This window comes from Duganella fentianensis, from assembly GCF_009857835.1.
Lineage (GTDB): Bacteria > Pseudomonadota > Gammaproteobacteria > Burkholderiales > Burkholderiaceae_D > Rugamonas > Rugamonas fentianensis.
Genome location: NZ_WWCL01000003.1, coordinates 841,285 through 866,309 on the forward strand (window position 1 = coordinate 841,285; position 25,025 = coordinate 866,309).

The 25,025-nt window shown below is 59.3% G+C and carries 17 protein-coding genes, 1 tRNA gene and 2 pseudogenes; 11 read left to right on the forward strand and 9 right to left on the reverse strand.

From position 1 onward, the window contains the following. Positions 1-156: 156 nt before the first annotated feature. The 7 genes from GTP23_RS16805 to GTP23_RS16835 all read left to right on the forward strand — a co-directional run bounded on the left by GTP23_RS16805 (position 157) and on the right by GTP23_RS16835 (position 7,467). Positions 157-1,440, forward strand: a complete 1,284-nt coding sequence (locus tag GTP23_RS16805) for a cyanophycinase (RefSeq protein ID WP_161036164.1) — start codon at positions 157-159, stop codon at positions 1,438-1,440. Then, on the forward strand, positions 1,437-2,810 hold the full coding sequence (locus GTP23_RS16810) for a M20 metallopeptidase family protein (protein ID WP_161036165.1): 1,374 nt from the start codon (positions 1,437-1,439) through the stop codon (positions 2,808-2,810). The genes GTP23_RS16805 and GTP23_RS16810 overlap by 4 nt, the downstream gene beginning before the upstream one ends. A gap of 8 nt (positions 2,811-2,818) precedes the next feature. After that, positions 2,819-3,949, forward strand: a complete 1,131-nt coding sequence (locus GTP23_RS16815; protein WP_161036166.1) for a succinylglutamate desuccinylase/aspartoacylase family protein — start codon at positions 2,819-2,821, stop codon at positions 3,947-3,949. A 29-nt stretch (positions 3,950-3,978) separates the two neighbouring features. Further along, positions 3,979-4,989 carry a GlxA family transcriptional regulator gene (locus tag GTP23_RS16820; protein WP_161036167.1) on the forward strand — a complete coding sequence of 337 codons (1,011 nt, stop codon included), beginning with the start codon at positions 3,979-3,981 and terminating at the stop codon, positions 4,987-4,989. After that, complete coding sequence (locus GTP23_RS16825) at positions 4,986-6,011, forward strand: arginine N-succinyltransferase (protein ID WP_161036168.1); 1,026 nt, start codon at positions 4,986-4,988, stop codon at positions 6,009-6,011. Before GTP23_RS16820 ends, GTP23_RS16825 begins: the two co-directional genes overlap by 4 nt. Positions 6,012-6,089: 78 nt before the next feature. Continuing rightward, positions 6,090-6,461, forward strand: coding sequence for a BPSL0067 family protein (locus GTP23_RS16830; protein ID WP_161036169.1), 372 nt, complete (start codon positions 6,090-6,092; stop codon positions 6,459-6,461). A 583-nt stretch (positions 6,462-7,044) separates the two neighbouring features. Then, a complete protein-coding gene (locus tag GTP23_RS16835; protein WP_161036170.1) occupies positions 7,045-7,467 on the forward strand; it encodes a hypothetical protein in 423 nt (140 codons plus the stop codon). A gap of 381 nt (positions 7,468-7,848) precedes the next feature. Here GTP23_RS16835 and GTP23_RS16840 read toward each other — a convergent pair. From GTP23_RS16840 to GTP23_RS16860, 5 genes and pseudogenes are all read right to left on the reverse strand, one after another. Then, positions 7,849-7,959 (reverse strand): annotated as a pseudogene (locus GTP23_RS16840) (ATP-binding protein); the annotation flags it as partial. 39 nt (positions 7,960-7,998) lie between these two features. Beyond that, positions 7,999-8,327 (reverse strand): annotated as a pseudogene (locus GTP23_RS16845) (helix-turn-helix domain-containing protein); the annotation flags it as partial. Positions 8,328-8,760: 433 nt separating this feature from the next. After that, complete coding sequence (locus tag GTP23_RS16850; RefSeq protein WP_161036171.1) at positions 8,761-9,180, reverse strand: hypothetical protein; 420 nt, start codon at positions 9,178-9,180, stop codon at positions 8,761-8,763. Positions 9,181-9,241: 61 nt separating this feature from the next. Continuing rightward, complete coding sequence (locus GTP23_RS16855; RefSeq protein ID WP_161036172.1) at positions 9,242-11,206, reverse strand: hypothetical protein; 1,965 nt, start codon at positions 11,204-11,206, stop codon at positions 9,242-9,244. 322 nt (positions 11,207-11,528) lie between these two features. Next, positions 11,529-11,604, reverse strand: a tRNA-Phe gene (locus GTP23_RS16860). A gap of 122 nt (positions 11,605-11,726) precedes the next feature. On the opposite strand from GTP23_RS16860, the gene GTP23_RS16865 reads away from it, so the two are divergent. Continuing rightward, complete coding sequence (locus GTP23_RS16865) at positions 11,727-13,127, forward strand: M20/M25/M40 family metallo-hydrolase (RefSeq protein WP_161036173.1); 1,401 nt, start codon at positions 11,727-11,729, stop codon at positions 13,125-13,127. Between the two features lie 48 nt (positions 13,128-13,175). On the opposite strand, the gene GTP23_RS16870 is transcribed toward GTP23_RS16865, so the two are convergent. The 3 genes from GTP23_RS16870 to GTP23_RS16880 all read right to left on the reverse strand — a co-directional run bounded on the left by GTP23_RS16870 (position 13,176) and on the right by GTP23_RS16880 (position 17,622). Beyond that, entirely contained in the window at positions 13,176-14,492 is a 1,317-nt protein-coding gene (locus tag GTP23_RS16870; protein ID WP_161036174.1) for an alpha-amylase family glycosyl hydrolase, read from the reverse strand. Between the two features lie 8 nt (positions 14,493-14,500). Further along, on the reverse strand, positions 14,501-16,870 hold the full coding sequence (locus GTP23_RS16875) for a S9 family peptidase (RefSeq protein WP_161036175.1): 2,370 nt from the start codon (positions 16,868-16,870) through the stop codon (positions 14,501-14,503). A gap of 182 nt (positions 16,871-17,052) precedes the next feature. Beyond that, positions 17,053-17,622: a hemerythrin domain-containing protein gene (locus tag GTP23_RS16880; protein WP_161036176.1), complete on the reverse strand. Its 570-nt coding sequence runs from the start codon at positions 17,620-17,622 to the stop codon at positions 17,053-17,055. A gap of 348 nt (positions 17,623-17,970) precedes the next feature. On the opposite strand from GTP23_RS16880, the gene GTP23_RS16885 reads away from it, so the two are divergent. From GTP23_RS16885 to pepN, 3 genes are all read left to right on the forward strand, one after another. Beyond that, complete coding sequence (locus GTP23_RS16885) at positions 17,971-18,795, forward strand: transporter substrate-binding domain-containing protein (protein ID WP_161036177.1); 825 nt, start codon at positions 17,971-17,973, stop codon at positions 18,793-18,795. A 140-nt stretch (positions 18,796-18,935) separates the two neighbouring features. Next, positions 18,936-20,993: a S9 family peptidase gene (locus GTP23_RS16890; RefSeq protein ID WP_161036178.1), complete on the forward strand. Its 2,058-nt coding sequence runs from the start codon at positions 18,936-18,938 to the stop codon at positions 20,991-20,993. 76 nt (positions 20,994-21,069) lie between these two features. Further along, positions 21,070-23,706: an aminopeptidase N gene (gene pepN / locus GTP23_RS16895; protein WP_161036179.1), complete on the forward strand. Its 2,637-nt coding sequence runs from the start codon at positions 21,070-21,072 to the stop codon at positions 23,704-23,706. 72 nt (positions 23,707-23,778) lie between these two features. Here the strand turns inward: pepN and GTP23_RS16900 are convergent, their stop codons facing one another. Then, positions 23,779-24,933 (reverse strand): TIGR04552 family protein, encoded by a 1,155-nt coding sequence (locus GTP23_RS16900; protein WP_161036180.1) that lies wholly within the window; start codon positions 24,931-24,933, stop codon positions 23,779-23,781. Positions 24,934-25,025 lie beyond the last annotated feature (92 nt).

A 25,025-nucleotide genomic window follows, 5' to 3' on the forward strand; every position in this document is an offset into this window, starting at 1 on the left:
CAATGTGATCAGTAATCATCTGTTGCGGACTTCCGACAGTGCGACATGCAATTGCCAATGTGCGCAAATGGCGGCCTGATGCGGGCAATCCGCGCGGGATCGGTGGCAACATAGGCGCCAATTCCATTGTTGTGAAAGGCTGCCGCTGTGAAATCCGTGTCGCTACTGCTGCTGTGTGCAGCCCAACTGACGGTGCAATTGCTGGCCGGTTCCGCACAGGCCGAGGAGTCGGCACAGGCGCTGGCCTTCCAGCCCGTGGCCGGTACCGTGATCCCCATGGGCGGTGCCGTACGCGATAACAATGAAGCCGTGCGCCAGCGGCTGGTGCAGCTGGCCGGCGGTACGGCGGCGCGCTTTGTGGTGATCCCCACGTCCTCGTCGCTGCCTGAAAGTTCCGGAACCAATGCCGTAGAGCAACTGCGCCGCCGTGGTGCGCAGGCGGAGCTGCTGAAGATTTCCCCGATGTGGAAAGGCGAGACACTGGAATCGGCCCGCCGCGCTGCGGCCGATCCCGAAAATGTCGAGAAGATCCGCAACGCGACGGCGGTGTTCTTTACCGGCGGCGCACAGGAGCGTACGGCCGATGTGCTCAATCCGGGCGGCGTGGCTTCGCCCGTGCTGCAGGCGGTGCGCGAGCTGCAGGCACGTGGCGGCGTAATCGCCGGTAGCAGCGCCGGTGCTGCCATCATGAGCAGCGTGATGTTCCGCGATGCGCTCAACCCTGTGCAGGTGATGAAGGGCGTGATGCGCGATGGTAAAGAGATCGAACGGGGGCTGGGCTTTGTCGGCGACCAGCTGTTCATCGACCAGCACTTCCTCAAGCGCGGGCGGGTAGGGCGCATGCTGGCGCTGATGCTGGCCAAAGGCTACAAGGTGGGGCTGGGCGTGGATGAAGACACGGCCGCCATCATCCACGGCAGCGAGATCGAAATCGTCGGTTCTAGCGGGGCGCTGCTGGTGGATCTGCGTCAGGCCAGGCGCGAGCCGGGGCCGGTGCACGTGAAGAATGTGCGGATTTCCTACCTCGACAACGGCGACCGTTACGATCTGGCCAAGCTGCAGGGCAAGGTGCACGCGGCCAAGCAGGCGCATGGCGAGATCAAGTTCCGTCAGCCGGGCTTTGTGTCGGATCTGGAGAATATCCGCCCCGCCTATACCGATATGCTGGGCGAAAATACCATATTGCGCGCGCTGACCCAGCTGGTGGATGGCCCGCGCGACCATATCCGCGGCATCGCCTTCGATCTGGAGCAGCTGCCCGATGCACCGGTGGCCGATCCTGCACCGGAGCTGGGTTTCGAGTTCATCCTGCGGCGCGACGAGCACACGCACGGCTGGGATAGTGCAGGACTGGACGATAATGAGTACTCTATCTTCGATGCGCGGCTCGATGTGCGGCCTATCCGCATCAAGGTTCCCTTCTATCAGGCGTGGAAATGAAATCAGCATTCAGTCTGGCGGCGCTGCTGCTATGTGCTCAGGCGGTAGCGCAGGTGACGGCGCCGGCTGCTGGCCAGCAGGCCCGCGCCGTGCTGGCCAGCGGCGCCGCAGCAGCCCAGTCGCCGACCTTGCACGCCGCGCTGGACGCCGGTGCGGCCAGGGTGCTGCCGGACGTGGTGAACTGGCGGCGCGAGCTGCACGCCCATCCCGAGCTGGCCTTCCACGAGCGCCGCACGGCGGATCTGGTGGCCGGCGAGCTGCAGCGCATGGGCTACAAGGTCACGCGCGGGCTGGCTGAAACGGCCGTCATCGGCCTGCTGGAAACGGGCCGTCCCGGCCCCGTGGTGGCCTTGCGCGCCGATATGGATGGCCTGCCCGTCACGGAAGAAACTGGCCTGCCATACGCCTCGCGCGACAAGGTGCAGTCCGGCGGCAAGGAAGTGGGCGTGATGCACGCCTGTGGCCACGATATGCACATGGCCATGCTGCTTGGCGCGGCACGGGTGCTGGCCGATATGCGCGGTCAATTATCCGGTTCGATCAAGCTGGTATTCCAGCCGGCCGAGGAAGGCGTGGCGAACGAGCCGAATGGCGCCGAAAGGCTGGTCAAGGCGGGTGTGCTGGAAAATCCCAAGGTGTCGGCCATCTTCGGTCTGCACGTGGGCATTACACCGCAACCGACCGGCACCATCTCGACCCGTGCCCGCGGGCTGATGGCCAGCAGCGATACCTTTGAAATTTCCGTGCAGGGCCGCCAGACCCATGGCGCGCTGCCGTGGAATGGTGTCGATCCCGTAGTGGTCGCGGCGCAGATCGTGCTGGGCCTGCAGACCATCGTCAGCCGCCAGACCAATCTGACAGTGGCGCCTGCCGTCATCACGGTGGGGACGCTGCATGGCGGCCAGCGTGCCAACATCGTGCCCGGCGAAGTGAAAATGAGCGGCACTATCCGCAGCTTCGATCCGGCGGTGCGCGAGCAGCTGCTGGTGCAGATCAAGCGCACGGCCGAACACTTGGCAGCATCGGCCGGTGCCACGGCGCAGGTGAGTTTCGATGCCGGCTATCCCGTCACATGGAATGATCCGGCACTGACGGCGCAAATGCTGCCTAGCCTGCAGCGCGTGGCCGGTGCGCAGCTGCTCAGCGATGTAGCACCGAGCACCACCTCGGAAGACTTTTCGTATTATGGCCAGCAGGTCCCTGCTATGCTGTTCTTCCTCGGCGTGAATCCGGCTGGTAGCGACCCTGCACAATGGGCGGCCAACCATTCGCCCCGTTTCAACCCGGACGAAGCAGCTTTGCTGACGGGCGTACGCGCGCTCGCCAGCCTGGCTGCCGACTATCTGATTACACACCCGACTGCACACTGAAAACTCCCATGGAACAGATCACAATTGCGCTGCCATCCCCCGCTGCCGGTACCACCCGTAGCCTGAGCTATCTGCGTTTTGGCCAGCAGGGTCAGGGCCCCAAGGCCTATATACAGGCTTCGCTGCATGCAGATGAATTGCCCGGCATGCTGGTGGCCCACCACCTGCGCACGGCATTGACCCAGCTCGAGCAGCAGGGACAGATGCTGGGCGAAGTGGTGCTGGTACCGGCCGCTAATCCCGTCGGGCTGGCGCAGACGCTGCTAGGCACCAGTCAGGGCCGCTTCGATCTGCGCACGGGACAGAATTTCAACCGCATGTTCCACAATCTGTCGCAGGACGTGTGGCAGCGCGTACAAGGCCAGCTGGGGCAGGACGGGCAGGCCAACCAGCAACTGATCCGTGCGGCCATCCGTGCCAGTCTGGCCGATGGCCAGCGCGATCTGGCGGCGGCCGATGAACTGTCGGCCCAGCGGCTGGCGCTGATGCGGCTGGCCGCCGATGCCGACGTGGTGCTGGATCTGCATTGCGATTGCGAATCGCTGCTGCACCTGTACGCTGGCACCCCTTTGTGGGATAGGGTGGCGCCGCTGGCGGGCCTGATCGGCGCCCACGTGGCCTTGCTGGAGACGGAATCGGGCGATGACCCCTTCGATGAAGCCTGCTCGCGCATCTGGTGGGATATCGCTGCGCTGGCCGGTGAGCAGTTCCCGATACCGCTGGCCTGCGTGGCCGTAACCATCGAACTGCGCGGCTTCATCGACGTCGATCACGCCACGGCGGCCAAGGATGCCGCCGCCATCCTTGATTACCTGCGCCTGCAGGGCGTCGTCGCGGGCGAGCTGTCGCAGCCCGTCCCTGCGGCCTGCGAGCCGACCCCGCTGGCCGGCTGCATGCCGGTGGCAGCACCGGCCGCCGGGCTGGTGGTGTATCTGCGCGAACTGGGTAGCACCGTGCGTGCGGGTGAACCGATTATCGATCTGATCGATCCCGTCAGCGGCAGCGTGCAGCAGTTGCTGGCGCCCGTGGACGGCTATTACTTCGCCCGCGAAAACCGCCGTTACGTCGGTCCGGGTACGCGCCTGAGCAAGGTAGCGGGCAAGGTCGCACTGCGCAGCGGTCCGCTGTTGTCGGCTTAACGGGGCAGGGCGGTTTTAGGATAAACAGTATGGGTACACCCTGTTCGATCGCACTGATATTGCTACCCGGCTTTTCGCTATACACGCTGGGCGCGGTGCGCTCCGTGTTCGCGCTGGCCAATGAAGTCGAGGGCGAGCCTTTGTACCGGCTGCGCCAGTACAGCGCGGAAGGCGAATCGGCCAGCACGCAATGCGGCCTGACGCTGGCCGCCGAGCCGCTGGAGCAGCTGCACGCCGAGCAGGGCGGGCTGCTGTTGCTGATTGCCGACGAACGCTCCGACGAACGGCTGGGCGTGGCGTCCAGCCACCGTCTGGCCCAGCTGCTGCAGCGCTTCGGGCAGGATAGCGGCTGGACCGTCGGCGCCAGTGGCACGGGCGCGCAGCTGCTGGCCCAGCACGGGCTGCTGGATGGCTACCGTGCAGCCATCGACTGGCAGATACAGGCCGAAGCCGCCAAGCGCTATCCGGATAACGTATTCACCACGGGGCTGTTCGAAATCGACCGTAACCGCATCAGCGCCGGTGCTGGCGCTGCCGTGACGGATATGCTGCTGCACTGGCTGGGCAAACGTCATGGCAGTATCTTTGCGGCCGAAGTGGCAGTGGCGCTGGGGCTGGAGCGCATGCGCGGCGGCGACGAACGCCAGCCCGTGCCGGCCTCTTCGCAGCCGGCCGTCGGTTCGGCGCGGCTCAAAGATGCGCTGGAACTGATGGCGGCCAATCTGGCCGAGCCGCTGCCGGCGGAAGACATTGCCCAGCTGGTAGGCGTATCGCGCCGTCAGCTCGAGCGCCTGTTCCGCCAGCATCTGGACACTTTACCGTCGCGCTACTACCTCGAGCTACGGCTCAAGCATGCGCGCCGCCAGCTCAAACAGACTACCCTGTCCATCCTGCAGGTGGGGCTGGTGTGTGGCTTCACCTCGGGTTCCCATTTTTCCACCACCTACCGCAATTATTTTGGTTACACTCCGCGGGAGGAGCGCGCCCGGCATACCATGCCGCTGGTCGAGACTGACAATGCCGGAGAGGACATCGAATGAATCACATGGATTACCTGCTACGTCCGGCCACCCTTGATGACCTTGACGTCATCGAAGAATTTTCCCGTGCCGCGACCTTCAGCATCCGCACCCTGAAGCCGGACCGTGCACGGCTGGCGGCGCGCATAGAGCGCTCGCTCAAGGCCTTTGCCGGCGCGGAGCCGCCGAATGGCGACGAGCTGTATCACTTCGTGCTGGAAGATTTGCAGGCGGGGCGTGTGGTGGGCACCAGCGGCATCGTGGCCAGCGCCGCCTCGAACGGTCGCTTCTACTGCTACCGCAACGAGTTCCTCGTGCACGGCAGCGAGGAACTGGGTATCACCAACCGCGAGCATACGCTGCGGCTGTGCGAAGACCTGTCCGGCCATACGCTGCTCAGTTCTTTCTACATCGAGCCTGACTACAGCGATACGCTGGCACCGCAGCTGCTATCGCGCGGCCGTCTGCTCTTTATCCGTAACTATCCGCACCTGTTTGCCGAGCGCATAGGCGCGGAAAATCCCGGCCTGTGCGATGACGAGGGCAATAGCCCGGTGTGGGATGCGCTCGGTCACCGCTTCTTCAAGATGCCTTTCCCCGAGGCCGAGCAGCGCACGGGCGGGCGCTCCAAGAGCTATATCGCCGAGCTGATGCCGCGCAATCCCGTGTATGTCTCGCTGCTGGCCAAAGACGCCCAGTGGGCCATGGGCCAGCTGCATCCCGATGGCGAACTGCCGTTCGGCATACTGGTGGCGGAAGGCTTCGATGTGGATTCCTACGTCGACATCTTCGATGGCGGGCCGATCGCAGAGGCGCGCGTGGCCATGCTGCGCAGCGTAGTGTCGGCGCAGGATGTGGCGCTGCGCAGTGCCGCCGGTGCGACTGGTGAGGCCTGTATGGTGGCCAATCTGGAACGTGCCGGCTTCCGCGCCACGCTGGCGCACGGCGAGTTCCTCGACGATAATCTGCAACTCGCGGATAGCGCTATCGCGCGGCTGGGCCTGAAGGACGGCGCCTCTGCCTGTGCCGTACGGCTGGACTAGGCGCTTGCTTGATCTCTGGCAATGCAGGAGTGCGTGGCTGACCTAGCATGAGACTTTCGTCATGCTTAGGGGAGCACTATGCCTTATGTCGCCAGCGGAGACTTCACAAGCCAGACCGCCGTATTCGGTAACGGCCAGTGCGTTGCTCTAGTGCGAGCGCTTACTGGGGCTCCCGCATCTTCAGTCTGGCGTGAAGGCGCATCGATTGCCGATCTTCTGGAATGCAACGGCCGTATTCCCATCGGCACTGCGATAGCCACCTTTTTTGATGGCAGGTATCCCAATTGGAATCACGGGAATCATGCCGCGATATTTCTTGGATGGACCGCCAATGGCATGGAGGTGTTCCATCAATGGCGCGGGAAAGCGCCGCATAAACGGATATTGTATTTTGGTAGCAGGCAGCCACAAACTTTCCTGCGTGCCGAGCATTATTCGATCGTCAAATGATACGTTCAATTATTGTTGTATTGGGATGGCTGGCTATGCCTGTGGCGCTAGCCAGTCAAACGGTATGTCCCCAAGTAGCGCCTGCCTCGTGGGGGATAGGGGCCAAGCCTCTTGAGTCGGTGCGGGTAATATCCTACCCGCAGGGCGTTACGCTGGGGGAAGATCGTGAGTACTATGCCACTCCGCCGATGGCGGAATGGAGCAAAGCTGGATACCTTTATCAGTCCTGGTATGTGAATCGCGATACCGACAAATTTCATTATGAAGTTGATTGTGTGTATGCAGATACGGGTCGGTACCTAATTCTAGATATTGGCAGTGCGCACTACTGTCGTGCACGTTGGTTAAAAAGTCGCGATCAAGGCGTGGTCGGCCTGACTTTGAGATTTATTTGTAATAGATAGAACAGAAGGAAAACTACCAAATTAGCCTTTCAGGTAGAGGTGATTCGTCTTTTGTATCAATCGGGGAGTTGGCTTGCGCCGCTTTATGTATTACCCGATATTGCCGAGTAAGTCATGTATAGCGGGCAGAGTGTTTGCCAGACGGAAACCTGAGGTGCACTAGTTTCAGTCTGGAGTTTATGATGCGAGTCATTAGGAATTTGATCGGTGTCCTTCTGGGTATGGTCACTCTTTGTCATGCAGCAACGGACCCCGAGTGCCTAAAGCACCTGGGCGGCGCATTCGGTGACGTTGAGTGTTTCAATGGCTTGTCGATTGAGCTCAAGAAAGAAAATCAGGTCCTGGTAAAAGAGATTTCTGCGTCTATTCCTTCTGGTAATAAGAATAGAAATCTCGTGAAAGACTATTTACGGCATCAGGAGAAGGGGCGGGATTTTTGTGAACTTAGTCGTCAGTCGTTAACGAATTGGAAGCGTGAGGTGAAAGCGAAGAATCCTCGTTACTATGATTATGATGTCGCTTACTATGAGTGTCTTTACCTTCTTGTGGAACAAGAAAATAGATTCCTGAAGAATTTATCGAAGAATGTAGACCAAAGATGATGATTTGTAGCGACTGAGTCCAGTTCGCACAGATCGCTGATTGATTTTCGGCGCTGTCCTTATTTGGATAGTAGGGAGCACAGGGTGGGAATGAAAGAGTATTCACTGTGAGAATACAGCTTTGGATCGCAACAACAAAAACGCCACCCTAAGGTGGCGTTTTTGCTTAATTCTTGGTGGCCCGGGGCGGAATTGAACCACCGACACAAGGATTTTCAAAACAAGGCTCTGCCGCACGCGCCAACTCGTTACTTAGGTCATCAGCAAGATAGCGAGTCTGACGCTGATCACGTAATGCGTCATGGAAGTGTTAGATTGCACCGTATTCTGACCCGGAATTTGCATCGAATTCTGACCCACTCTTCGATTAATTTTTCGGGGTTATGCTGGGATCAGTTTGGTCCTTCGCTCCTTTCCTGTCGTTTGAGTTGAACTGTTCTTAAATCGATAGCTGTCGTTGCCCGTTTCGATGATATGGCAATGATGGGTGAGTGTGCGTTTGCTAGCTAAGTTGATCCTGTCAGTTTGACCCGCCCGCCATACTCGCGCGAACGCAGCGACGCGGTCGTAAGAGCCTTCAAAACCCAGTTCCTTTAGTCTTCATGAAGCTGCTTCAAAGTGCGCCGCTGCTTGCGTGCCTTGGCCGCTTCGGTCTTCAGTAGTCCCGATAGTTGGAAAGCGTACTTGTCGATTGCGCTGGGTGTGCGCCTGTCCGCGTAGGAAGGCTCTATGGTTTCCGATCGCAGATAGCGCCGGACAGTGTTTCTTGAGATGCCAAGACGTCTGGCGATTTCTCTTAAGGGGACCTGGTCGCGAATGTGCCAGCGTCGAATAATGCCTAGTAATGCCACGTCGATCACTCCAATTCCCCGCTCATTGATGAGAGCAGGATTGTGTCTTAAACGCGGGTCAGTTTCGTGTGCAAATTATGCGGCAAAGTGGGTCAGTTTTGGATGCAAATCAACAGTCCAGCGTTTGACTTCCTCTTCCATAACCATGCTCATGTGATGTCCTTTCCGTATTATCACCTGTGCAGGAATTCACTGGGTCATTACATACCTATGAAGCACTTATTCCTATCACCCCGCAAAGATTGCGGTATTGCAGCCAAAGCAAAGACGTCGATCTGCGTGGATTGCCTTTGTTTGTTAATTCGTGTGGCTCCGATCTGAATTGAAACAACGACTTGAGGATCTTTTATTCTCTCTTGTTGCGTTCCCAATCCGTTTTTCTCGGTCATGTTAAACAAGCTAGGAGCAAGAGCCGCAACGGCCACCAAAAACTAATGATGAATTAGATATCGATAATTTGATCAGCTGAACGATGCTTTAATTGCTGCATTACCTCGTTAGCCTGCTTGAGCGGCGATTCGTCGATCATCTTTACAATGAGTGCAAGAGCGGCATCGATCTGTTGATTATTTTGACTGGACATTCCTGCGTCGAGCAATTGAAAACATCGGTCGAAATTTTCCCTTCTCTCGGCAAATGTCATAACAAAATAGTCTCGCAGCAGTTGGGCCTTTTCTCGGATATTCGAGATTTCAATCTCTGCATTTGCACGGATATGCACGCGCTTCGTGATCTCAGTTTCTCTATGTTGTAAATAACGCTCACGCGCCTTTACGACTTCCAAAAATGCATGAACAAAATTTGTTGCATCTTGTTTCGATGCTTTTTTTGCAATGTTGTGCAGTGAATTTGGGAAAGCCATGGCGGTCCTTTTATTATCGGTCGTCAATAGTGGTTACGATAAAAAATCAGTCGGTAAGTCCTTATTTTGAACACTCCGGCTTTGTTGCGGATTTCCCGAATGTTATGGATGTTGGCTTAATATGGTAAAACAGTTGATTGGCTATATTTTGATATTTTCCTTGATTGCAATTGAACTGGTTATTTGTGACCCATTCTTCTCCTTCTGTTTCTGCCATACCATCAGCCCATTTTTGGGAGGCTTGTATCGATGCATTATTTACTAGAAGAATGCCTGCTGTGACTTCAATGAAGTCAAGATGGCGAGCAGCGGTCCAAGAGACAAAAATGGATGGATCGTAAGAATTTCCGCAATCTTTTATGCAATCTGCTGAAAAATCTGGAAGGCTCGATAATAAATCTGTAATTTTGCTTATCGTCAGGTCAGACAAGAGAATTTTTCTTGTGTCGTCAGGGAAGAAACCGTTGGCCTTTGCCTTGCAAGTGGGGCTCATTATTACACTGAGGCCTTCAATACGTTGTTGCTCACCTTGCCCTAAGATGACTTTGATCTCACATCCATCGATTTCATAAGTTCTGGCCAAGTTGCCATCTTCAATATATTTTGCGGGGCCTGCCAATTTCTCGAAGTATGGGATGGTCATGCCGAGTGTCTTTAATTGCACTACGGAGTCGATCAAAGCAGGCTTTTCTTCAATTACTATCTTATTGTCAACTGGGGCCGCTGGTGCTGCGGAAGACACAGGTTCCAAGATCTGTTGCCTGCCCGGTAAAATTTTAATGTACCAGTACCCAGCCAGTGCGCCCAAGACTACAATGATTGCCATAGATATTGCCGCTACCCGGCCGACTCTGCCCCGACTATTGTTGTCTGAGTGTTCATCCTCAGTCGCGGATGTGGGTAGTGTATCTTGGGGTGCCTCGCACTCAGGACAGATACGGAACAGGGGATTGATGGGCTTTTTGCAGTTAACACACGATTTCAAACTTTCTTCAATACTTTCTACTGCAACTGCGCCTACAATTCTGCAGGCAAACCCCTGCATTGCCGCGCCAGTATCATCCAGCAAAGGTTCGCTAACTACGGCCTTGACGGACTTGCCCAATGCAACCAGCGTGGCGAGTCTCTGCTCTCGTTGTTGATTGAGTTTGGATTGATAATGCTTGCCAAGGATTTTTGCAACCCATCTACGCCAACCTTTGCTTTTCTTTAAATGTCTTTCATAATCAAGTCTGGCGGCAAAAAAGCGCCGCGTTAGCTCCTCAAGGACAAAGCGGGTATCGCTGATGTTTGCCTGAATCGCATCTAAGAGTAGTGACGGGGTTTGGAGTTCTGCAATTGCGACTGATATTTCCGCCTTGTACTCTTCAGCTTTTGTTAGCGCGTCTTCAGCTTTGCTCGCTAGAGTATAACCCGCAATGGCAAGAGCCGGCCCTGCAACTAGCCCTCCCAGTACCCATGTTCCCCCGGCTATCCCTAAACCACCTGTTGCGAGGCTTCCTCCTCCTAGCCAAGCCAGAGTTGCGTTTGTCGCCGCAGCACCGGATAAACTGGAGATCGCGGTACCGGTCGAGGCGCTTGCCAGCAGCCCAACTGCACCGTAGGCGCCGAAAGCACCTGCGCTACCTGCGGCCAAGCCATGTGCCGTGCCAGTACTGATATCCAAGCCGGAAATCTCGGTCAGGGCTCTATCGAAGATGTCGATCTCTTTTACTTCGATAAAGGTTATCTCCTCACTAATGCCATTGACGGAGGAACGGGCATTTTTCAGTTGCTGTACGACATAGCCAAGCGTGTCCGTGAAGATTTTCTTCTTCAATTCGCCCAGACTCTCGAGTTCGTAATTAACTGAATCCCGCTTCTGGTTAAGTTCCTCGATGCTTCTTCTATATCGGCGCTGAGAGTTTTCCCCGATTTCACGAGCCTCTTCGAATATCTTCTTTGCGTTCAGACCTTTTTTGAGCCCTAATGCACCAGCAGCAAGAGAAGCCGCTCCTGCGGCTAAGGGGATTAGTGGAAGAACCATAAATATGACTCCGATTTAGATCAGACAGACATTGTGGCTGCTGCATTTGCGAAATTGGTTCGTGGTGACAAATGCCGATACCTAATGCGATTCAATTTTAGCTGCATTATGTTGCAATTTGGAATTTATTTTGATTCTATGGCCAAACAGAAAAATCTGCTGGAGCGCTTGGTCGATTAGCGCAAGAAATGCAAACACATGTGGCCAAGAGGGGAATTTACGCGGCGAGCCACTGACACGTTAAAAAGATCGGACTCGGAAAACATATACGCCGGAAACGACGACGCCCACATATAGAAGTGGGCGTCGTGTATAAATATCTTGGTGGCCCGGGGCGGAATCGAACCACCGACACAAGGATTTTCAATCCTCTGCTCTACCAACTGAGCTACCAGGCCAAGGAGCAAGATTATAGCAGACCAACCCCGGGGTTTGGCAAGAGGCAAGTTGCCTATTTTATTGACAGCAATATTTTCGAGGTATAAATTTGTCCTTTTCGCCATATCTTGATGGGACTGCAATGAAAAAGACTCTCTGCGCGCTGGTAGCGTGCGCTGCCGCAGGCTGGGCTCACGGGGCGGCGCTGACGCCAGTACAGGCGCAGATGCGCGAAATCTACCAGGAGCTGGTGGAAACCAACACCACCAACTCCAGTGGTTCTTGCACCGTGGCGGCGCAGAAGATGGCCAAACGGCTCAAACAGGGGGGGTACAAGGATAGCGACATGCAGATCATCGTGCCGCCCGGCGGCCCGACCAAGGGCAATCTGGTGGTACGCCTGAAAGGCGATGGTAGCCGCAAGCCTTTGCTGCTGCTGGCCCACATCGACGTGGTGGAAGCCAACCGTGCCGACTGGGTGCGTGACCCGTTCAAGCTGATCGAGGAAGACGGCGTGTTCTACGCCCGTGGCGCTTCCGACGACAAGGCCATGGCGGCTTCCTTTGTGGCGAATATGCTGCGCTACAAGAAAGAGAAGCTGGCGCCCAAGCGCGACGTCATCATGGCGCTGACCTGCGACGAAGAGATGGTGCCGACCGAATTCGATGGCGCCGAATACCTGTTCAAGCATCACCGCAAGCTGATCGATGCCGAGATCGCCCTCAACGAAGGTGGCGGCGGCCTGCTAGATAAGAACGAGAAGCCGGTGCGCCACGGCATACAGGCGGGCGAGAAAATCTACCAGTCCTTCCAGTTCGAAGTGACCAATCCGGGCGGCCACAGCTCGGTGCCGCGGCGCGACAACGCCATCTACCGGCTGTCGGAAGGCCTGAGCCGTCTCGGCAAGTTCGACTTTCCGTTCCGTCTGTCGGATGTGACGCGCGCCTTCTATGAGCGCATGTCCACCATCGAGCAGGGACAGGTGGCCGCCGATATGAAGGCGATCCTGCAGGACCCGCCGGATATGGCCGCGCTGGAGCGCCTGTACGCGGTCAGCCCGGCACACAACGCCACTGTGCGTACCACCTGTATCGCCACCAAAGTGGAAGCCGGCCATGCCGACAACGCCCAGCCGCAGCGCGCCCGTGCCAACGTGAATTGCCGCATCCTGCCGCAGGAGACGGTGGCCGAAGTGGAAGCCACGCTGAAGCGCGTGGTAGCCGACGAGCAGATCCGCATTACCCGCATAGGCGACGGCCAGGGCGCGCCGATCCCGCCGCTGACCCCGGAGCTGATGACGGCGATCGAGGAAACCAGCAACCAGATGTGGCCCGGCGTGCCGGTGATCCCCACCATGTCCACCGGCGGTACGGATGGCCGCTTCCTGAATGCGGGCGGGATCTGGACCTATGGCGTGAGCGGCATGTTTGCCGGTCCTGAAGGCAGCGGTGCGCACGGGTTGAATGAGCACATCCGCGTGAAGTCGCTGTATGACGGGCAGGAGTTCCTGTACCGCCTGGCCAAGCGGCTGGCGACACAATAAAAAAAACGGCTCGGTATTTACCGAGCCGTTTTTTCTGGTGCCAGTGCCTTATTCGGAGACCAGAATCCGCCAGCGCCATGGCTTGAGCTGGGCCGGACCTTCATCACCGGCCAGCTTGTACTTCTGCACATTGCCAGTCAGGTTGACGATCACGCGCACGCTGTTCTTGCCCTGTTCGCGCTTGAAGGCAAACAGCTGCTCGTTACCCACGTCGAGCATCTGCAGCGGTCCGCCGGCGGCGCCATTCCACAGTGCCGGATTGGCTTTCTTGAGCTGGTTCAGGCCCGTGTAGAAGCCTTCCAGTTCATAGGTCTTCCATTCGATAGGATCCTTCTCGAAGAATTCCAGGCGTTTTTCCAGACGCGATTCCTGACCGTTGTAGATCATCGGTATGCCGGGCAGGGTGTAGCTCAGCACCGCCATGGCGCCATAGGCGGGGCCATACAGATCCTTGTCCGTGCCCTGCCACGAGTTGACGTCGTGGTTGGCGGTGAATTCCAGACGGTAGGCGTCGCGGCCGTAGGTCTTGGGCGGCTTGGCGAGGAAGTTGCGCAGATCGGCAGCATTGGCTTCGCCCTTGCCTATCTTGATCATCATGTTACTGAGTGGCCAATCGTAGGTCGCGTCGAAGGCATGCTCGTGCAGGTCGGGCTGATCCCACTCGGCCAGCAGGAACATGGGTTTGATCTTGTTGAGTTCCGTGCGCAGCTGATTCCAGAATGGCGTCGGAATCAGGCCGGCGGCATCGCAGCGGTAGCCGTCGATGTCGGCCGCGCGCACCCAGTAGGCCATGGCATCCGTCATGGCTTTCCACAGCGCCTTGTTGCTGAAATCGAGGCCGATTACATCGGTCCACTCTTCCATTTCGCCCGCTTCGTTCTTGAAGGTGACAGAGTAGATTTCACCCTTGTCGTTCTTCTTGAACCAGTCCGGATGTTCGCTGGCCCATTTGTTGTCCCACGACGTGTGGTTGCCCACCCAGTCCAGCATCACGCGCATGCCCAGTGCGTGTGCCTGCTTCACCAGCTTGCGCAGATCGTCCAGCGTGCCGTAGTCGGGATTCACGCTCAGGTAATCGCGCACAGCATAGTGGCTACCCAGACTGCCTTTGCGGTTCTTCTCGCCCAGCGGGTGGATAGGCATCAGCCAGACTGCCTCCACGCCCATGGCTTTCAGGCGCGGCAGCTGCGCCGTGACGGCATTCAGCGTACCTTCCTTGCTGAACTGGCGCACGTTCACCTGATAGATGTTGGCGCTGCGCGTCCATGCCGGATGCTTGACGGTGCTGGTTTCGGCATGGCTGATGGCCGGCACGGGGCCAAGTAGCAGGGCCGCCAGCGGCAGCAGGGTAGCAAGCTTTTTCATGGGTCTCCTTAGTTTTTCAGCGTGCGTTCGAACAGCTGGTAGATGCGGCGATATTCATCGTACCAGCTTTCGGGATGGACGAAGCCGTGCCGTTCCAGCGGATACGAGGCCAGCTCCCAGTGATCTTTTTTCAGTTCGATGAAGCGCTGCGCCATGCGCACCGAGTCCTGATAGAACACGTTATCGTCGATCATGCCGTGGGCGATCAGCAGATGGCCCTGCAGCTTGTCGGCATACTCGATAGGCGAGGAAACCTTGTAGGCCTGCGGATCGAGTTCCGGCGTATTCAGGATGTTGGCCGTGTATTCGTGATTGTAGGTGGTCCAGTCGGTGACAGGGCGCAGCGCCGCGCCAGCCTTGAACTGTTCCGGTGCACGCAGCAGCGCCATGAAGGTCATGAAGCCGCCATAGCTGCCGCCGTAGATGCCGACCTTGCTGGCATCGCCCTGATGCTGGGCCACCAGCCAGTTCAGACCATCGATGTAGTCTTCCAGCTCCGGATGACCCATCTGGCGGTAGATGGCGGTGCGCCAGTTGCGGCCGTAGCCGAGCGAGGCGCGGTAGTCCATGTCCAGCACGATGTAGCCTTTTTCCACCAGCAGGTTGTGGAACATCTGCTCGCGGAAGTAGACGGGATAGCGCTGGCTGGCGTTCTGCAGATAGCCGGCGCCGTGCACGAACATCACGATAGGATATTTTTTGCCAGCTTCCAGCGTGGCCGGGCGGTACAGCTTGGCCCAGACGGGATCGGCACCATGGGTGGACGGCACGGCCACGATCTGCGGCGCGATCCATTCACGTGCCTTGTAGTCCGGCGTGCGCACATCGTTGAGGGTAGTGACGGCACCGCCGCTGCTGGATACGCTGGCCAGACGGGTCGGGATGTAGGCGCTGGAATGGCGCAGCAGCAGCTTGCGCCCATCGGGCGACAGGCTGTAGCTTTCCACGCCGCCCAGTGCCGTCAGTTCGCGCAGGCTGCCATCGCGTACCGTGCTGGCGCAGACTTCGTAAGTGCCCGGCAGTTTGGGGTTGCACAGGAAGTAGGCGATGCTGCCATCGGCATTCCATTCGATATTGCTGGCTTCCCATTTGCCGCTGGTGAGGGCGCGGGTTTTGCCGTCGGCGCTACGCAGGTAGATGTGGGCATAGCCGCTTTCTTCCGACTGATACCACAGCGTGCTGTGATCAGGCAGCCAGCCGAAATCGTTGTAGCGGTTGTTGACCCAGGCGCTGTCGCTCAGGCGGTGCAGCGGCTCCAGTCTGGCCCTGGCCAGATCGACGCTGGCGATCCAGCGGTCCTTGTTGTCGATGGCCTGCGCCATCACGGCTACGCGGGCGCCGTTGGCGCTCCACTGGATGGCCTGCTCGCCGGCCTCGAAGCGCACTTTGCGGTTGCCTTTGAGGGCGTCCAGATGCTGGGCGCTGCGTAGCTCGGCCAGCGGATCGGTGGCGATGCCGGGCAGGTCGGCCAGCGACAGCTCGGTGACTTTGCGCGTGGCCAGTTCCACCAGTTTGAGCTGCTGTTCCAGCGGGCCGGCTTCGCTGACGCGCTTGCGCTCGTCGTCGCTTTCTTCGTAGCCCGATTCGGTGACGTATTTCGGCATCTTGCCGACGCGGCGCTTGTCGCCATCCTTGGCGCTGGTGATCACCAGCAGGTAGCGGCCGTCCGGCGACAGGGCGCTGGCGTCGATCACCACTTTTTCGCCCAGATACACAGGCAGCGGAGCACGCGTGGCATCGGCGCTGCGCTCGGCATTGCGCTGCTCGCGCAGGGCGTCGCGTTCTTCTTTCAGACGGCTCAGGGTGGAACTGAGGCGCAGTTGCAGATCGCGGCGGAAATCAGCCTCGGGGGCCGCGTCGGGATCTTTGGCCGCGCGCAGCAGGACCAGTGGTGCAATCAGGCGCTCGCTGCGGCTCCAGCTGAACCAGTCCTGTCCTACGCGGAACTGCACATGGTTGCCATCGGCCGCATATTGCGCTGCAGCAGCCGGTGTGCTGCCCCGCACGATCTGGGTCAGGGCGCCCGTTTTCAGGTCGCGTTCGAACAAATCTCCGTTGCGCAGCACAATGGCGCGCGTGTGCTCGCGGTTGTAGATCGGGTTAGCGCTATCAAGCCCGGCCAGCTGGCTGGCGGCGATGGTTTTGGCATTGCCCGCTGCATCCAGCGTCAGGGTGTCACGCACGGGCGAGCCGCTGCGTTTCTGTTTGAAGTAGATCTGGCGGCTATCCCAGCCCCACCATGCAGCTTCGACAGGGTTGCCTATCCAGTCCGGATGGGCCATGGCCTGTTCCAGCGTGATGGGGGTAGGGGCGGCGCCCGCATGCGGGGCCAAGGTGGCGCTTATTGTGGCGGCTAGGAAAGGTAGAACAAAACGCATCGTTAGCTTTGCTGTGAGGTTGGTCCAGGGAGCGTGCCGGATCACGGCACGGTCTGGATTCTAGCCCAAGCGCGTTAGCGAAGCTATATTGTCGTTACGACTACGAAAAAGCTGTGATAAACAGCCTTGCGTTACGGCTATTACGATATAAACCGTTTACATCAATTCTGGCGATGCCTGACTCAGGCGGGTGAGTAGAATCCTGTGTAGGCAGCTACCGGCGGTCGCGCGGCCGGCGTGTCGTCCTGGCCTGCGGCATGGTCTTCCTGCTCCAGAAACTGGCTGCCGATTTCGAACCATTCTTCGCTGGAAATAACTTTCTGTGCCAGTGGCAAGAGTTCCTGTTCTTCCTTGTCGAGCCGGGTCAGCAGATTCTGGCAGTACAGATCGATGGTGCGGCACAAGAACTTGCCATGGCTGGCGCTGCGGCGCATGGCGCGGCGCAGGCATTTATTGACAGCATTGAGCATGGCGCGGCCTATGCGGCTCAGGGTTTCCAGATCTTTCACCAGTGCAGCGCTGTTGGCGTCGGCCGCTTTGATGGCGGGCAGCAAGCAGGCTTCGACCTTGCGCTGGTGGCGCGTTTCGGCAAAGGTAATCAGTTCCTGCAGCTGGCTCTGGATATGCACAGGATCGATTTCCTGCGGGCGGCGGGCTATGCTTTGCACGTAGTTCAGCATGCGCGCGATAAAGTGGCGTTCTTTTTTTTGTTCTATCGATAGTGTCAGCAAGACATAGGTGGCAGTGAGCATGGCGTTTCCCGTATTTCGTCAGACTTCGGTAGCACGGTTGGTGTCGCGCCCGAGGTGGAGACCAATACCTTAGCGGCGGACCGGACTCATACAACGTCGATTTACAATTGCTCACAAGTAGTCGTGAGGCAATACGACAGCTTTACGATCTTTACCGGCGGGCTAGCTCTGCTGCGCTGTTCTTGCCGGCGAGAATTAGGCGCAATGATTTGCTCTGAGTCGTAGATTATGCACCCGTGTTCGCTGGCCGTGGCAGTTTTGCCAGCATTGATACAAAATATTTTCGCTGTCTGTGCCTGCCGGAAATCACGCTAAAATAGCTCCCTGCAAGTTAATACCGGAGCCTGCTTGTCCCGCGTTGCCCCATCTGTTCGCTACCTGTGTGGCGCCTTGTCCGCCCTGTGGCTGCTGGGCGGGCTGGCGCACGCCGCTTGCAGCCGGCCTATCGTGGTGCCCGTGGCGCCCACCGGCTTCAGCGTGATCGTCAAGGATAACCAGGTGAGCGGTGCTTTCCCGGAGGCGCTGCGCGAGCTGGGGCGGCAGTATGGCTGCCAGTTCATCTTCCCCGTAGTGCCACGCGCGCGCAGCACCTATATGTTCCTGAATTCGGGCGAATCGGATCTGCTGCTGCCGGCCTCGCGCAGCGAAGAGCGTGACCGTCAGGCCGAATTTGTTCCCATGATGAAACTGAAGATGGCGCTGATCAGCAGGCGGCACAGCCCCGTGCGCAGCAGCAGCGTGGCCGAGCTGCTGGCCCACCCCGAGTGGCGTGGCGCTGTGGTGCGCAGCTATGTGTTTGGTAACGAATACAACAGCCTGATCGAGCGACTTGATGCACAGCATAGAATTTCCTACGTCGCCGCACCGCTGATGGTGGCCCGGATGATGAAAGTAGGGCGGGTAGACTTTACCGTGGTGGCGCCGACGATTTTTTTCAGTTCGCTTTCCGAGGATGCCGCGCTGGCGAGCTTTGCGGGCGAAGTGCAGGTGGCGACGCTGGACGGCTTGCCGCCTGCCGAGAGCGGCATCTATCTGTCGCAGAAGTCGCTCAGTGCTGCCGACCGTGACATCCTGCGCCAGTTATTGCGCCAGGCGGCCAAAGGGACGGTGTGGAAGTGGTTCCAGCACTATTACCCGCCCGAGATCGCTGCATATGCCATGCGGCCGCACTAGCCGCCATCCTGTCCTGGCGGTATCCAAGTATCGCTAAGTAACAAATGCAGCGGCGCTTTGATTGCTGCACCGCACTCTTGGTATCATGCGAGCCAGCCGGCCACGAGCCGGCCTTTTCTTACAATGTCGGAGATCACCGAATGAAACTACCTTTGTTGCTACTGGGCACCGCTTTGGCCGCCTCCAGTGCTACCGCCGCGCCGCGCGGCTTCACCGTGGAAGATCTGGTGCGCATGGAGCGCGTGGGCAGCCCGGTGCTGTCGCCAGATGCCGGCCGCGTGCTGTACACCGTGCGCGCCACCAATATGGACAAGAACCGCGGTAACACCCAGCTGTGGCTGCTTGACCTGCGTGCGCCCAAGGCAGCACCGGTACGCCTGACCCAGGCTGAAGCCAGCAGCACGGATCCGGAATGGTCGCCGGCCGGTGATGCCATCTACTTCCTGTCGGCCCGTTCGGGTTCGCAGCAGGTCTGGCGTCTGCCGCTGGCCGGTGGCGAAGCCGTACGCGTGACGGATCTGCCACTCGATGTAGAGAACTTCCGCCTGTCGCCACAGGGTGATCGTCTGGCACTGAGCCTGGCCGTGTTCCGTGATTGCGCCGATCTGGCCTGCACCAAATCACGCCTCGACGCACAGGGCAAGAACAAGGCTAGCGGCAAAGTGTATGACCGCCTGTTTGCACGCCACTGGGATACCTGGGCCGATGGCCGCAACAATGTGCTGTATGCGGCGCCTATCGATGCCAGCGGCAAGGTCACGGCCCAGCCGGTCAGCCTGTCGGGCACGCTCGATGGCGATGTGCCGTCCAAGCCTTTCGGCGACCACGATGATTACCACTTCAGCCCGGACGGCAAGACGGTGGTGTTCTCGGCCCGCATCGCCGGCAAGACGGAAGCCTGGTCGACCAATTTCGATATCTACACGGTACCGGCCACGGGCGGCGCGCCCGTCAATCTGACGGCAGAAAATCCGGCCTGGGACAGCAAGGCGATCTATTCGCCCGACGGCCGCACGCTGGCCTATCTGGCCATGGACAAGCCGACCTTTGAAGCGGACCGCTTCCATCTGGTGCTGATCGATGTAGCGACCGGCAAGAAGCGCACGGTCGCCGATAGCTGGGACCGTTCCATCGCCGACTACCGCTGGAGCCCGGACAGCAAGACCGTGCTGGCCACGGCCGACGACGTCGGCCAGCACCGTTTGTTCGCTATCGACGCGGCCAGCGGCAAGGTCACGGCCCTGAGCGGCAATGGCTATGTGAGCGGCTTCGACGTGGTGCGCGACACCATCGTGATGGCGCAGGCCAGCCTGACTTCGGGTGCGCAGCTGTACAAGTTCAAACTGGGCGGCACGGCCGACAAGGCCCAGCAGCTGACCCAGCTGAATGCGCAGGCGCTGGCCGATGTGAAGTTCGGCGAGTACGAGCAGTTCTCCTTCAAGGGCGCCAATGGCGACACCGTGTATGGCCACGTGATGAAGCCATGGAATGCCCAGCCGGGCGTGAAATATCCGGTGGCCTTCCTGGTACACGGCGGCCCGCAGGGCAGCTTTGGCAACTCGTGGAGCTATCGCTGGAATCCGCAGGTGTATGCCGGTGCCGGCTATGCCACCGTGTTCATCGACTTCCACGGTTCGACCGGCTATGGCCAGAAGTTCACCGATTCGATCAGCGGCGACTGGGGCGGCAAGCCGCTGGAAGACCTGCAGAAAGGTCTGGCCGCTGCGGTGGAAAAATTCCCGTGGCTGGACCGCGAGCGTAGCTGCGCACTGGGCGCTTCCTACGGCGGCTTCATGATGAACTGGATCGCCGGTAACTGGTCCGACGGCTTCAAGTGCATCGTCAACCACGATGGCGTGTTCGATACGCGCGGCATGGCATATTCGACGGAAGAAATCTGGTTCACCGAATGGGAAAACGGCGGTCCTTACTACGAGGTGCCGGAACTGCACGAGAAGTTCAATCCTGCGCTGACCGTGAAAAACTGGAAGACCCCTATGCTGGTGGTGCAGGGCGATCTGGACTTCCGCATTCCGACCGCACAGGGCCTGGGTACGTTCACGGCGCTGCAGCGCCGTGGCATTCCGAGCAAGCTGCTGATGTTCCCGGATGAGAACCACTGGGTGCTCAAGCCGGCCAACTCGGTGCTGTGGCATCACACGGTGATCGACTGGCTGGACACCTATCTGAAGAAATAAGCTCGCGAGATAAATCCATCCGATGATCCCATTACAACGCCCGCCCTTGCGGGCGTTGTCCCTTGCAAGGAAAAACATGAATAAGACTTTCATCGCTGCCGGCATTGCGCTGATGCTGGGCCAGCTGCACGGCAGCGCCATCGCTGCACCGGCTGCCCGCGCCGAAAATGCCTATCTGTCGCAGCAGGATGCGGCGGCCCGTTCGGCCCGCGTCGCCAATGTCGATTACACGCTGGACTTCACACTGACGGGTGGCGAGCGCTTTAGCGGCAGCACCACGCTGCAGTTCGATCTCAACGATGCCAGCGCGCCGCTGACCATCGATCTCGATAAAGCCACGGTGCATAGCGTGAGCGTCAACGGCAAGGTCGTGCCTACCCAGTACAACCAGTGGTTCGTTACCATTGCTGCCGCTGATCTGGTGGCGGGCCGCAACAGCGTCACCATCAGCTACGAGCGCCTGCACAGCACCAATGGCGAAGGCCTGCACCGCATGGTCGACCCGGTCGATCAGCGCGTCTACACCTACACCCACTTCGAGCCGGCGGCTGCACACCAGATGTTCCCGTCGTTCGACCAGCCCGACCTGAAAGGCACTTACGCGATTACCGTTACCGTGCCGGCCGACTGGGTGGTGTCGTCCACCAAGCGCGAAAGCGGCATCGAAGATCTGGGTAACACGCGGCGCTGGACCTTCCCGCGCACCAAGCGCCTGAGCAGCTACAACTTCTCCATGCACGCGGGGCCGTACAAGGTATGGGAAGACGGCAGCGCCAGATATCCTATGCGGCTGTTCGCGCGCCAGTCGGTGGCCAAGCAGGTAGCGCCGCAGGACTGGTTCAAGTACACCCGTCAGGGCCTGGCCTTCTTCGACGAGTATTTCGGCCTGCCTTACCAGTTCGAGAAATACGACCAGCTGCTGGTGCCGGACTTCCTCTACGGCGCGATGGAAAACGCCGCAGCCGTAACGTTTGCCGAAGGCGGCTTCCTGCACCAGAGCGAAATGACGGCGGCCCAGCGCCAGAGTCTGGCCGGCGTGATCATGCACGAAATGGCGCACCAGTGGTTCGGCGATCTGGTCACCATGAAGTGGTGGAACGGCCTGTGGCTGAACGAAAGCTTCGCTTCCTTCATGGGCACGCTGGCCACGGCCGAAGCAACCGAGTTCACCAACGCCTGGCAGGGCTTCTACTCGGGCGGCAAGCAGGCCGCCTATGTGCAGGACCAGCGCGTGACGACCCACGCGATCGAAACCCCGGTCCCTTCGACGGCGAATGCCTTCGATAACATCGATGCGATCACCTATTCCAAGGGCGCATCCACGCTCAAGCAGCTGCGCCATCTGCTCGGTGAGGAAATCTTCCGTCAGGGCGTGCACAACTATCTGGTCAAATACTCTTACCAGAACGCCAAGCTGGATGACTTTATCGGCAGTCTGGGCGAGGCGGCCAAACGTGACCTGAGCGGCTGGACCAGGCAGTGGCTGTATGAACCGGGCGTAAATACCATCGCGGCCGATTTCAGTTGCGCCGGCGGCAAGATCAAGCAGTTCACGCTGCGCCAGAGCGCGGCCAGTGCGGCCATGCCGACGCTGCGCGAGCAGCGCGTGCAGATTGCCCTGTTCAAGCTGACGCCGCAAGGTCTGGCACTGAGCAAAAATCTGGCCGTGACTTATCAGGGCGCGGCAACCAAGGTGGCGGCGCTGCAGGGCGCTGCCTGTCCTGATCTGGTCTATCCCAACTATCAGGACTGGGGCTATGCCCAGGTGCAGCTCGATGCCCGCTCGTTTGCAACGGCGCAGGCCAATCTGAGCAAGGTGGCCGACCCTATGCTGCGCTCCATGCTGTGGCAAAGCCTGTGGGACAGCGTGCGCGCTGCCCAGCTGCCGCTCGATGACTTCCTCAAGACGGTGCTGGCGAATGCCCCTGCCGAGAAGGATTACACGCTGCTCGGCGATGTGACGGGCAAGCTGCGCATGGCCAAAGCCTATCTGGACGAGATGGGGCCGGAAGTGGCGGCCTACCGCAACAAGGTGCTGCCGCAGCTGGAACAGATGGCCTATAAAGCCAGCGTGGCGGCGCAGGGCGATAACAACTTCCAGCGCCGCTGGTTCGGTACCTTCCTCGGTCTGGCCAGTACGCCGGCCGCGCTGGCGCAACTGGCTGATATCCTGAGCGGCAAGCAGGTGATGCCGGGCCTGAACGTGGGGCAGGATTTGCGCTGGGAGATCGTGACGCGGCTGAACCGCTACGCCTATCCCGGTGCAGCAGCTCTGCTGGCGGCCGAGCAGACGCGTGACCCGTCCGATGCGGGCCAGCTGGCTGCCGTGGCAGCAACGGCGGTGCAGCCTGATGCGGCCGTGAAGACTGAATGGCTGGGCAAGATCCATGATCTGCAGACCAAGCTGCCGTTCTCGAAAGTGCGCAAGGCGATGGAAAATCTGTATCCGGCCGAGCAGCGCGCACTGGCCGAGCAGACTGCAACCCAGCGTTTGGCCACGCTGGCACAGGTGGACCAGAGCGCCGGTCCCGTGTTCATGCGTACCTATGCCAACGCCTTGCTGCCAACGGCGTGCACGCCGGCCAGCGTAGCGCGCTTGCAAACGGTGCTGGATCAGACCAGGACGCTGTCAGCCGGCACCATGCGCTCGCTGCTGGTCGCCCATCAGGAAGACCAGCGCTGCGTGGCCATCAAGCAGAAGCTGATCAAGTAAACCTGGCCTGTATCGCTATGACAGAAGCCAGCCGCAAGGCTGGCTTTTTTTTGCCGGTAGGCGGCGGACGGCTCAGACGCTGGCCGCGTCGTGCTGGGCGATCCAGCGCTGCAGCTCGCGGCCGAACACGCGCGTGCGCGCCGTATCGACCTGACGCTTTTTATAGGCATCGTGGCTGGCCGGCCCCGTCAGGCTGCGCTGGTAGCTATCGGCATCCATGAGCTGGATTTCGTATTCGAAGAAGAAGCCCACGTCATAGTCCTGCTCAGGCGCGGCATCGAGCTGCTGCACGTGGATCATCTTGCGCACGGTGACTTGCACGCTGTTGTAGCCAGTGCCGGAATGGGGATTGTCGCAGCGGGTGAGTGGCTGCGCCTGCTCGGCCAGTTCGGCGTCCATCTGGCGCAGCAGTTCGCTGGGATAGCCCTCGCTGGCCGCAATGCGGCTGCGGTATTTATTGAAGATGATTTTGGCAGCATCGAGATCGAGCAGAGTGTTGCGCGTGCGGCCAGCATCGACATTGGTCACGGACAGCAGGTGTGAACGCTGCAGTGCGCGCAGCGCCAGCAGGCATTCGAAGCGGGTGGCGAACACCAGGCGTACGCCCAGATGGTCGAAGATATCGGCCGCCAGATAGGCCGCCTTCTGCAACAGCTTGAGCAGTATGCTGTTGCGGCCCTTGTTGTTCTTGCGGTCGTAATGCAGCAGCGGCAGGCAGATTTCGCCATCGGTCAGGAAGTAATGCTCGCCATCGCTGCGGATGACTTCATCGAGCGAACCGAATACCTGGCTGCGGATGGCGTGGAAGTGGCGCAGCTTGAGATTGTTATCGATGTAAAAAATCCCGTGCATCACCTTCAGCACGGCGCAGGCCCACATGCGGCGCAGGTCAACCTGCTGGCCGCGCAGAGAGGCATACACCAGCAGCTGTAGCGGGTCCTCGGGCGTACGCACTTCGGCTGGTATCAGCGCGGCCTGCTGTGGCGTGAGGAAGTTCTGGCAGATGAATTCCACGGCTTCGGCGTGGGCCTGCAGGATGAGGCGCGGCGCCGCCGGCTGGTCCAGATCGAAACCATATTCGCGCACGAACTGGCGCGCATCGTGGAGATTGCGCAACGCCAGCGCACCGAGATCGATGGCGGAAACCCCGTTGGCGATGGCGTTCAGATAGCTCCAGTTGAGTGAGAACTTGCCCTTGCTTTGAAGAGTGGGGATCAGGGTCGGCATAGCGGCGATGGCGTGCGGCGGTAAACCAGTATCGCAGCCCCCACAGGCAGCGTCAATGCTGCACCGCGGTAGTGCAAAACCACGGCAGGGCT